The sequence below is a fragment of the Meiothermus hypogaeus genome (genome assembly GCF_003574035.1).
GTDB classification, from domain to species: Bacteria; Deinococcota; Deinococci; order Deinococcales; family Thermaceae; genus Meiothermus; species Meiothermus hypogaeus.
Window position 1 is genome coordinate 1 of record NZ_QWKY01000092.1, and the last position, 10,436, is coordinate 10,436.

Annotated in this window: 9 protein-coding genes, 2 pseudogenes and 1 riboswitch; of the genes and pseudogenes, 9 read left to right on the forward strand and 2 right to left on the reverse strand. The window is 59.4% G+C overall.

Annotated elements, in window-relative coordinates:
• Nucleotides 1-414: pseudogene (locus Mhypo_RS15535) on the reverse strand (hypothetical protein); the annotation flags it as partial.
• Between the two features lie 461 nt (nt 415-875).
• On the opposite strand from Mhypo_RS15535, the gene greA reads away from it, so the two are divergent.
• Nucleotides 876-1,355: a transcription elongation factor GreA gene (greA, locus tag Mhypo_RS15540; RefSeq protein WP_119342182.1), complete on the forward strand. Its 480-nt coding sequence runs from the start codon at nt 876-878 to the stop codon at nt 1,353-1,355.
• A 219-nt stretch (nt 1,356-1,574) separates the two neighbouring features.
• Nucleotides 1,575-2,369: a 5'/3'-nucleotidase SurE gene (gene surE / locus Mhypo_RS15545; protein WP_119342183.1), complete on the forward strand. Its 795-nt coding sequence runs from the start codon at nt 1,575-1,577 to the stop codon at nt 2,367-2,369.
• Nucleotides 2,370-2,403: 34 nt separating this feature from the next.
• Here surE and Mhypo_RS15550 read toward each other — a convergent pair whose 3' ends face one another.
• Nucleotides 2,404-3,825 carry a sensor histidine kinase gene (locus tag Mhypo_RS15550; protein ID WP_119342184.1) on the reverse strand — a complete coding sequence of 474 codons (1,422 nt, stop codon included), beginning with the start codon at nt 3,823-3,825 and terminating at the stop codon, nt 2,404-2,406.
• A 104-nt stretch (nt 3,826-3,929) separates the two neighbouring features.
• On the opposite strand from Mhypo_RS15550, the gene cbiB reads away from it, so the two are divergent.
• From cbiB to Mhypo_RS18640, 7 genes and pseudogenes are all read left to right on the forward strand, one after another.
• Nucleotides 3,930-4,865 carry an adenosylcobinamide-phosphate synthase CbiB gene (gene cbiB / locus Mhypo_RS15555; RefSeq protein WP_119342185.1) on the forward strand — a complete coding sequence of 312 codons (936 nt, stop codon included), beginning with the start codon at nt 3,930-3,932 and terminating at the stop codon, nt 4,863-4,865.
• 17 nt (nt 4,866-4,882) lie between these two features.
• Nucleotides 4,883-5,878, forward strand: a complete 996-nt coding sequence (locus Mhypo_RS15560) for a pyridoxal phosphate-dependent aminotransferase (protein ID WP_119342190.1) — start codon at nt 4,883-4,885, stop codon at nt 5,876-5,878.
• 63 nt (nt 5,879-5,941) lie between these two features.
• Nucleotides 5,942-6,016, forward strand: a riboswitch (adenosylcobalamin-variant (AdoCbl-variant) riboswitch).
• Between the two features lie 151 nt (nt 6,017-6,167).
• Nucleotides 6,168-6,545, forward strand: a complete 378-nt coding sequence (gene nrdI / locus Mhypo_RS15565; RefSeq protein ID WP_119342186.1) for a class Ib ribonucleoside-diphosphate reductase assembly flavoprotein NrdI — start codon at nt 6,168-6,170, stop codon at nt 6,543-6,545.
• Between the two features lie 19 nt (nt 6,546-6,564).
• Nucleotides 6,565-8,643 carry a class 1b ribonucleoside-diphosphate reductase subunit alpha gene (nrdE, locus tag Mhypo_RS15570; protein WP_119342187.1) on the forward strand — a complete coding sequence of 693 codons (2,079 nt, stop codon included), beginning with the start codon at nt 6,565-6,567 and terminating at the stop codon, nt 8,641-8,643.
• 12 nt (nt 8,644-8,655) lie between these two features.
• Nucleotides 8,656-9,939, forward strand: a complete 1,284-nt coding sequence (gene nrdF, locus Mhypo_RS15575) for a class 1b ribonucleoside-diphosphate reductase subunit beta (protein WP_119342188.1) — start codon at nt 8,656-8,658, stop codon at nt 9,937-9,939.
• A complete protein-coding gene (locus tag Mhypo_RS15580) occupies nt 9,936-10,310 on the forward strand; it encodes an acyl-CoA thioesterase (RefSeq protein WP_119342189.1) in 375 nt (124 codons plus the stop codon). The genes nrdF and Mhypo_RS15580 overlap by 4 nt, the downstream gene beginning before the upstream one ends.
• Before the next feature lie 38 nt (nt 10,311-10,348).
• Nucleotides 10,349-10,436 (forward strand): annotated as a pseudogene (locus Mhypo_RS18640) (transposase); the annotation flags it as partial.

The window sequence follows — 10,436 nt, forward strand, 5'->3', positions numbered from 1 at the left end:
GCGCTGGGCCGCCGCCCCCCTCAGCGTTGCGGTGGTGGGCCTGCATGGCCGTGTCCACGTGCCCAGGCCGGTAGACAAAACAGGTAACGCCGGGGAGGGCAAGACCGGTGAGGGGGGTGCGGCAGGAGCGGCTTGTACTCGAGTTTGCGCCTCCACCGTGCGTTCCCCAACCAGAATGCTGATCTTGTATACCCCCTCCGCGCTCGGTGTCCAGGCCGTGGATATGTTGCCATTGAAGGTCTCGAGGTCCACCTCGGTAGCTGCGGCATCCGACGCAATCTTGAGGGTGTACCGGCCTGGGGGAAAATCCGCTCCGCGAATTTCCAAAGGCTGCCCAACCTGGGCTTCGGGCGGCACAGTTAGGCTCTGGGCCAGCGTCGCACCAAACAAGAGAACTCCCGCCATCCATCGCATACCGCCATTTTATTCCACTGCCGAGTAAGGCACTAAGCGCAATTCCGCACAGGGCTGGGGTGAATCATCAGTTGGCAACGGAAAAAGCCAAGATGCGCTGGATAGTCAGGGGTGTGTGCAAAGGGGCAAGGACTTCTCCAGGTCGCTCACTCCGCTAAAAGCTCAAAGCCGAAAGCCAGGTGCTCCTGCTGAATGGTTGCGACCGGCTTGGTACGTATTGCGGTACTGCTTAGGCGTGCAGGGCTGGCGCATAAAGTAAAATTCTCCCTTTCTCCCCCAACGGGGGAGGCTAGGTGGGGGCATAACACCCAGTCAGTTTTTGCAAAACCAAGCATTTGAAGCGCGAGGTTTGCGAGGGTTTACGCACCGACCCTAGGCGTGTTGTTCAGGGAAGCAGAACCGAGCTTGTACTATACTGAAGTTCGGGTCTACGAACAGTAGACCTATGGAGGTTTTGCTGAATGTCAGATAAAAAGCCGGTATACCTTACCGCTGAAGGCAAAGCGCGGCTCGAGCAGGAACTTGCCTATTTGAAAACTGAAAAAGTACAGCAAATTGCCGATGAAATGGGTCGGGCCATCGCCGAGGGCGATTTGCGCGAAAATGCTGGCTACGACGAGGCCCGTCGGGCCATGTGGCAGAACAACAGCCGTATTGCCGAGCTCGAGGACATCCTGAGCCGTGTACAGATTGTCGAATCGGGCAATGGCATTCCGACCGAGGTGCAGATTGGGGTGACGGTAGAGCTCGAGACCTCTACCGGCCAGCGCATGAGCGTGACCATGGTAGGTAGCCACGAAGCGGATGTTTTCAGCGGCAAGATTTCCAACGAATCGCCCCTGGGCCAGGCCCTGATGGGCAAAAAGGTAGGCGACGAGGTACAGGTCAAAAGCCCCAAGGGCAGCCAGACTTACGTGGTGGTTGAACTGGTATATGCCTGATACCCTGCCGATTGCTGACAGTCAATAGTTAATAGCCACAAGCCGAAGGCCAATAGCTCAAAGAACCCCCTTGTCCCGATGGTGGATTAGACGTTGATCGGCCACCTACCAAAGGGTGAGGGAGCTTGCGTGCGAACTGAAACAAATGGCTACTTTACAGACCAAGACCTTTGCTAGGGCGCTTTCCGCCCTGGCGCTTTGGCGTTAGGCTAATCGCATATGCGAATACTTGTTGCCAACGATGATGGTATCTTTTCACCTGGAATCAAGGCTTTAGCTTTTGCCTTAAGGGAGATTGCCGAGGTGAATGTAGTCGCCCCGGATGTAGAGCAGTCGGGCGTGGGGCATAGCATCACCTTTCGCAGACCGCTGCGCTTTAAGCACACCGCCTCGGCGGGTTTCGGTGAGATTCCAGCTTACCGCGTAGATGGTACCCCGGCGGACTGCGTGGTGCTTGGCAGCAGGCTCCTGGGGTGGCCGGATTTGGTGGTTTCGGGGATCAATATCGGGGTCAATCTGGGTCTGGACTTAACCCACTCGGGTACCGTGGCAGCGGCCCTGGAAGGCGCTTCGTTGGGCATACCTTCCATAGCCTTTAGCCTGGATGCCTCGGGTGAAGAACTGCAGTTTGAAGAGGCAGCGCGGAACGCAGTGCCCATTGTGCGGTGGGTGCTAAAGCATGGTCTGCCCCATAAAACTTTGCTTAACGTCAACTTTCCAAACCGCACCCCGCAAGGGGTCAGGATTACCCGACTCTCCACCCATCGCTACGAAGATTCCATCGTCGAGCGGGAAGACCCCGATGGGCGGCCCTACTACTGGGTGGCCGGCAAGCCCACCGCCGAGCTGGAAGAAGGCACCGATTTCTGGGCCGTTCAGAGCGGATATATCTCGGTAACGCCCATTACCCTCGACTACACCAACCACGCTTTTGCTGCCGAGCTCGAGCGGAAGTTCGGCAAGCAGGCCAGAAAGGTTGGAGCGGCCGGCAGAACGAAAACCAAAGTCCCCTGAGGCCAAAAAAGCCAAACCACGATAACGGCTCGAATCAGGCCAGCTGTGGATGGGGAGCAGAAGCTCGCTTGAGGGAGATGCTGAACACCGAGCCCTTGCCGGGCTCGCTCTCGACCCACACGCTGCCTCCGTGGGCCTCTACGATCGAGCGCACAATGGCCAGCCCCAGCCCACTCCCCCCCCGCTCACGGTCACGGGCTTTATCCACCCGGTAGAAGCGCTCAAACAGATGGGGCAGGTGTTCTTTGCTGATGCCCTCGCCGTTGTCCTCCACGCGGATTACCACTCGCTCGGCCAGATCGAGCACCACCAGACGTATGTGGGTGGAGTTGGCCTTGATGGCGTTGGAAACCAGATTGGCAATGACCTGATGCAGTCGCTCGGGGTCGCCCAGCACCCAGACTTCTTCCGGGGCCTGCACCTCGATGCGGCCCTCAAAACTCTTGCTGTACTCCTCTTCGATTTCATCCAGCACGGTTTTGAGGTGTACTGAACCCAGCTCGACCTTCCAGCTTCCGCCGGTTTTGGAGAGCTCGAGCAGGTCGCCTACCAGCTTGTGCATGCGCTCCGATTCTCGCTTGATAATTTCTAAACCTTCGCGCTGCTGATCCGAGAGCTGTGTGCGGCGCAGGAGGTAGTTGACGTGCCCCAAAATGGCTGTTACTGGCGTCCGCAGCTCATGCGAGGCATCGGCCAGAAAGCGGCCCTGGGTTTCCCAGGCGCTCTCCAGCCGGGCGAGCATCCGGTTGAGCGATTTGACCAGCGAGGCCACCTCGTTGTGGCCCTCGATTTCGGGGAGTTTTTCAGGCTTATTGCTCACTTGCTCGGCTTTTTTGGCCACCCACTCCAAAGGCTCCAGGGTTTGCCGTACCAGCCGGAAGGCCAGCAGCCCACCAAAAATGAGCACCAACAGGGCCGTGGCGGTGTAGGTGCGGGCAAAATCGGCCAGGGTGCTTTCGATGCTTTCGGTAGACTTGCCTACCAGCAAAATGACCAACTGCTTGCCCTGGGGGATTCCGGCAATTTCGGTCTCGAGGCGTTCGGCCCGCACCCGCAGGGGAACCTGGCTGCCGTCGGGGCGGGTGAGGGTGGTTTGAGTATAGAACCCTCCGGAACGCAAGACCTCCTGCAAACCCTTTTCCGAGAGCGTGAGGGTTGCATCGCCCAGCGCCAGGGAGCGGGCAATGGGAATGGCCGCCCCCTGCAAGATATCGGTGGCGGTAGGGTTGGGGAAGGGCACCCACAAAGCCTGCCCATACACCGTAAGGGGAAGGCCATCGAGGTTGCCCTGTTCTTGAATCAGCCGTTGGGCGCTAACCGAAGTTTCAACCAGTTCGCGTCGCAGGTTGTCGTAGAGCGTAAATTGCAGCGTCCCGTACACCGACCCTCCAATCAGCAACAACGAAAAGGCCAGCAAAGCCAGTGTGAGCAGGGTGATGCGGGTGCGGAGGGTCATACTATTTTGATGATAAAGCCGAAGCATGGGTCCGTCTTCTGGCCTGGTGCTCATCACGAGAGGAGCTTGAGGGAAGCGGTCTTAAATTGATACCTTTTGACCCAATGGCGGTTTTGTTGGCCCTGTGGCTTGATTGGGTCTGGGGGGAGCCCAAAGCGGCGTTTCATCCTGTGGTTTGGATGGGGCGCTACCTGGCTTGGGTAGGCAAGGGCCTGACCCAACTTCCCCCTTTGCAAGCATGCTGGCACGGCGCAGGGTTTTGGTGGATCGGGGCTGTTATTTTTGTAGGAATCTACGGCGTTGCGAGCGGGTTGCTGAGCTTATCGCCACTGTGGGTCGAGCTCATTCTTACGGCACTTCTTCTAAAACCTCTGTTTGCATTTCGGATGCTCCTGGATGAAGCCCACGCCGTGGAGATGGCGCTTGCAGGGGGCCTCGAGGCCGGACGCCATCGCCTTAGATACTTGGTGAGCCGCGACACCTCCAGCCTGTCGGCATCGGAGGTGCGCGAAAGCCTGCTGGAGTCGGCGGCTGAAAACCTGTCGGACTCGGTTATTGCCCCGCTCTTTTGGTTTTTGCTCTTAGGCCTGCCCGGAGCAGCCCTCTACCGGTTTGCCAATACCGCCGATGCCATGTGGGGCTACCGGGGCGAGTGGGAGTGGGCGGGCCGCTGGGCTGCTCGCATTGACGACGTGCTTAACTGGCTACCTGCCAGGCTAACAGCCGGGCTTGTGTGGCTAATCGGAGGCTGGTGTTGGCGTGCAGGTACTTCTCGAATTTTGCGCTTCTCCTTTGCAACTCTTCGCCGAGAGGCCCACAAAACGCCATCGCCTAACGCAGGCTGGCCCATGGCGGCCCTGGCCCTGGCCCTGGGCTTGCGCCTGGGTAAACCTGGGGTGTATACACTAAACCAGCAGGGCCGTCCTCCTGCAGCCGAAGATGTGACCTGGGGCCTGGCCTTGGTGCAACGAGCCGGCTGGGTGGGGGGGTTGCTGCTGGCTGCAATAGAAGCGTGCCAACAAATCTTAGATACGTTCTAAGCCCATACTGAATGCTCATGATCGACGATGTGCTCAAGCCGGTGCATGGCGGTACCGACAGCGGGCCTCTGCCCCGTTACGACTTCTCGACCAATGCCAACGGCCTCGGCCCTGACCCCCAGGCCCTCGAGGCCATCCGTCAGGCCGACCCCAGCCACTACCCAGATCCGCTGTATGCCGAGATTCATACGGCCTTGGCACAGCACCACGGGGTTGCGCCCGAGCAGGTCGCGGTGGGCGGAGGTGCCAGCGAACTCATTCACCGCCTGACCCGGCTGCGCTACCTGAGGGGGCCCATGCTCATCCTGCCCCCCACCTTTTCCGAGTATGCCCGGGCAGCTCAACCCGCCGAGCTGCCTTTGCTTAAGGCCCAGAGTAAAGACGACTTCCTGCGCCTGTTACCCCAAGCCACCCTAGCTTTTTTGTGTGTGCCCAACAATCCGACGGGTGAAATCTACGATTTTCTGGAGGAGGCTGCCGAAACCGCGCACCGCCGGCAGGCACACCTGGTGCTCGACCTGGCCTACTACCCGTTGTGTGAAAGCCCCCCCGCGCTGCCCCGTACGGCCTGGTGGCTTTACAGTCCCAATAAAGCACACGGCCTGACCGGGGTGCGGGCGGGGTATCTGTTGGCCCCGCATGACCTTACCCATTTTCGCCACATGGCCCCTTCATGGGTGCTGGGGGTGCATGGAGAGGCCTTTTTGCGGGCCATCCTGCAACCTGCTTCCCAGGCCTGGCTGGCCCAAAGCCGCCAGAAACTCTGGCTCCTGAGAAGACAGCTGGCCCAGGGGTTGAGGGAGCTGGGCCTCGAGGTGCGCCAGAGCACCGCCAACTTCCTGATGGTGCGGGTGGGCCAGGCCACCCAGGTGGCCCAGAGGCTACGCGAGCAGGGCATTCGGGTACGCGACTGCACCAGTTTTGGTTTGCCGGAGTGGCTGCGCCTTTCTGCACAAGTACCTGAAGCCCAGGAGGCCTTGCTGCATGCTCTGGCTCCCCTGCTGGCCGGCTGAGCTTGACACTAAACTACAAGTTATAGTAGGGTATCGCCCAGAAACCACAAGATGTGGTTTCCCCACCGGAAACAGGGGAAGTGCGGTGCAATTCCGCCGCTGTCGCGCAACGGTTAAAGCCCGATTGCCTGCCCGGTAGGGTTCCCTAGTCCTCGCGCCAAGGACGGAAAGGATGGATCAGGTGAAGTTTTCCATCAAAACTTAGCCCCACCTGCATCGGGTAGCTCAAAGGCCCTGGTTGGGTTGAACCCGCTAGCGGCAAGGGATTTTTTTGCCCGAAGGAGGGGCTATGCTTGTGGTGTACGCTTCGAAAACCGGCAATGTGGCCCGCTTTGTGGAACGGCTGCCTGTGCAGCGCTGCAGAATCTGGACAGGTGAAGAACGGGTCTATGGGCCCTGTGTCCTGGTGACCTACACCACCGGGTTCGGCCAGGTACCCGCCGAGGTCGAGTGCTTTGTAACCCACAACCGAGGCTACATCCAGGGGGTCGCGGCCAGCGGTAACCGCAACTGGGGCGCTAACTTTGCCCGCTCGGCGGACGTGCTTGCCGGACGCTATGGACTGCCCATTTTGCTCAAGTTTGAACTGGCGGGGAGCGATAGGGACACTGAGAGGTTCTTGCAGGCACTAAAGCAAATGGATCGTCGGGCCCCCAGTCTGGCCTGAACAGACAAGGAAGATTAATATGCGCTACCTTGAACTCAACAGCGCCGTACTGCAAAAGCAGAACGGTTTTTTTCAGCTTGAGAAGGATCTCGAGGCCGCCCGGGCCTTTGAAGCCGAGGCCGAACAGCAGATGCGACGCTTCCCGGGGCCCATCGAGCGGTTGCGAACCCTCATTGCCGAGGGCTACTACGAAGACTTTTTTGCCCGCTATAGCGAAGCCGATGTGCTCGAGCTCTCCGATCTGGCCTACAGCTACGGCTTCCGCTTCCAGAGCTTCATGGCCATCTCCAAGTTCTACAAAGACTATGCCCTGAAGTCGAACGACAAAAAGCAGTACCTTGAACACTACGAAGACCGGGTGGTGGCAACGGCCCTGCACCTGGCCCAGGGGAATATGGAAAAAGCCCGCAGCTACGTGCGGGCCATGATGGAGCAGCGCTACCAGCCCGCTACCCCCACCTTCCTGAATGCAGGCCGGGCCCGCCGGGGGGAACTGGTCAGCTGCTTCCTGCTGGAACTCGACGACAGCCTGAACTCCATCGGCTTCAATCTCAACACCGCCATGCAGCTCTCCAAAATCGGAGGTGGGGTGGCCCTCAACCTCTCCAAGCTCCGCGCTCGGGGCGAACCCATTAAGGGGGTAGCACACGCGGCCAAGGGCGTGGTGCCGGTGATGAAGCTGTTGGAGGATGCCTTCAACTATGCCGACCAGATGGGTCAGCGCAAGGGGGCCGGGGCGGTCTACCTGAACGTCTTTCACTGGGACGTGGAAGACTTTCTGGACACCAAAAAGATCAACGCTGATGAGAAAAGCCGCATTCAGACTCTATCCCTGGGCCTGATTGTGCCGCAGAAGTTCTTTGAACTGGCCGAGCGGGGCGAGGACTTCTACGTATTTGCTCCCTACTCGGTCTATCAGGCTTTTGGCGAACATCTGGACGATATGGACCTGGACCGGCGCTATGAAGAACTGCTGGCCCACCCGGCGGTGAAAAAGCGCCCCCTCTCGGCCCGGGCCATGCTCACCCGCATCGCCCAGACCCAGTTCGAGTCGGGTTATCCCTACATCATCTACAAGACCAATGCGAACCGGGCCCACCCCCTGAAGCGCCTGGGGCAGATCAAGATGTCCAATCTCTGCACCGAGATTTTCCAGCTTCAGACCACCTCGTTTATTGGCGACTACGGCCAGGACGACCAGATCGGCTACGACATTAGCTGCAACCTGGGCTCCCTGAACATCGTCAACGTGATGGAGTCGGGGCAGCTGGCCGAGAGCGTGCACACCGCTATGGACATGCTCACTGCGGTAAGCGACCTATCCCAGGTGAGCAACGCCCCTGGCGTGTACCGGGCGAACCAGGCTTTCCACTCTGTGGGCCTAGGGGCCATGAACCTGCACGGCTTTCTGGCCAAAAACCACCTGCGCTACGAGTCTGAGGAGGCCCGCGACTTTGCCCGCAGCTTCTTCGCTGCGGTGAACTTCTACTCCCTGGAACGTTCCATGCAGATCGCCCGCGAGCGCGGGGTACGCTTCGAGGGCTTCGAGCTGTCGGACTACGCCAGCGGGGTTTACTTCGATCCCTACCTGACCCAGGACTTCCGCCCGCGCAACGAAAAGGTGCAACAACTCTTCGCCCACATCCCCCTGCCCAGCCCGGAAGACTGGGCCAGATTAAAGAAGCAGGTGCAGCAACACGGGCTCTACCACGCCTATCGCCTGGCCATTGCCCCTACCCAGAGCATCAGCTACATCCAGAATGCCACCCCCTCCATCGCGCCCATTGTGGACGTGGTGGAGACCCGCACCTACGGCAACGCCACCACCTACTACCCGGTGCCGTTCCTTTCCGAGGAGACCTTCTGGTACTACAAGTCGGCCTACCACATGGATATGTACCGGGTAATCGACCTGGTGGCCGAGATTCAGCCCCATGTGGATCAGGGCATCAGCACGGTGCTCTACGTCACCAGCGAGACCAGCACCCGCGAACTGGCCCGGCTTTACATCTATGCCTGGAAAAAGGGCCTCAAAAGCCTTTACTACACCCGCACCAAGAACCTCTCGGTGGAAGAGTGTGTAAGCTGCGCGGTTTGAAGGAGACCTCAAATGAAAACCACCTTGATTGATAACAACTTACAGGCGGTCAACTGGAACCGGCCCGAAGACGGCTACACCAAAATGTTTTGGGATCAGAACGTGCGGCAGTTCTGGGTGGATGAGGAAATCCCCCTCTCGGACGACAAGCTGGCCTGGATGACGCTTTCCCCTGCCGAGCAGCGCACCTATGAGGAGGTGCTGGCTGGGTTGACCCTGCTGGACACCGTGCAGGGCAGTGTAGGAATGCCCCGTATATCTGAATGGGTACCGGGGTTCCAGGCCAAGGCGGTGCTGTCGTTCATGGGGGCGATGGAGCACATGCATGCCAAGAGCTATAGCTCCATCTTCTCCACCCTCTGCACTTCGGAACGCATCGAGGGCCTTTTCGACTGGGTGCAAGCACAGCCGGAGCTACAGCAAAAGCTGGCCATTATTCACGGGGCTTACACCCAGATCACCGACGAGGAAAGCCTGTACCGGGCGATGGCTTCCAGCGTGATGCTGGAGTCCTACCTGTTTTACTCGGGCTTCTTCTTCCCCCTCTACCTGGCCGGGCAGGGGCGGCTCACGAGTTCTGGGGAAATCATCAACCTGATTATTCGGGATGAGTCCATCCACGGGGTGTACGTGGGCTTGCTGGCCCAGGAGGTGCTGGCCCGCCTGAGCGACAAAGCGCGGGTGCGGGCCGAAGCGGGGGTGGTGGAGCTACTGGAAAAACTGGATACCCTGGAAACCCGCTACACCCAGGCCCTCTACAGCCGGATCGGGCTGGAGGAAGCGGTACTGCGCTTCTCGCGCTACAATGCCGATAAAGCCCTGATGAACCTGGGACTCAGGCCCCACTTCGGTGTGGAGGCACAAGACGTGAACCCGGTGGTGCTGGCTGGCCTGCGTACCGAAACCAAGAACCACGACTTCTTCTCCACCAAGGGCAACGGCTATATCAAAGCCACCCGCGTGGAGCCCCTGTCCGACCTGGACTTCTTCTTCCCCGAGCTTGTCCCGGACTTGCAGCCGGTGTTCAAGCGGGACGGGCGACAAGTGCCATTCGACGAGATGCGCATTGTAAATGCCGTGCAAAAAGCCGCCCACGCTACCGGGGTGGTGCTCGACTTCGAGCAGGTGGCCCGGCACATCGTGGAGCCGATCAAACTTGAGGCCCGGCAAAGAAGCCTTTCGGTGGAGGAGATCCAGGATCGGGTAGAACGGGGCCTGATGGAAATTGCCCCCGAGGTAGCCAAAGCCTATATCCTCTACCGCGAGGAGCGGGCCAGGGCCAGGAGGAGGACGTGAGCCGAAAAACCCGTACCGTGCACCTGGTGCGTCCTGGTGATTGCAACCACTACGGCAGCCTGTTTGGCGGTACGGCCATGGCCTGGATGGATGAGGCCGCTTTCGTAGCCGCAACCCGGCACGCCCGAGCTAAGGTGGTTACGGTGCACGCCGACGCCATGGACTTCCGTCAACCGGTGCCCCAGGGCTCTATTGTGGAACTGGTGGCCTGGGTAAAAGAGGTGGGGAAGAGTTCGATGCGGGTAGAAGTGGAGATGTGGGTCGAGCCGATGGAAAACTTCGAGCGGGTTTTGGCCTGCCGGGCGGGTTTTGTAATGGTAGCGGTAGGGCCAGACGGGCGGCCCCAGGCGGTGCCGCTTTTACAGGATTGATAAGAAATCCCGCAAATTCAATCTATTAGTATGGTGTCATGCAACTCACCAAACACCAGCGCCGCCCGCGCTTGGAACTGCAACTGCGGCACCATCCGGATAACCTCCATGCCCTCTATCGCGAGT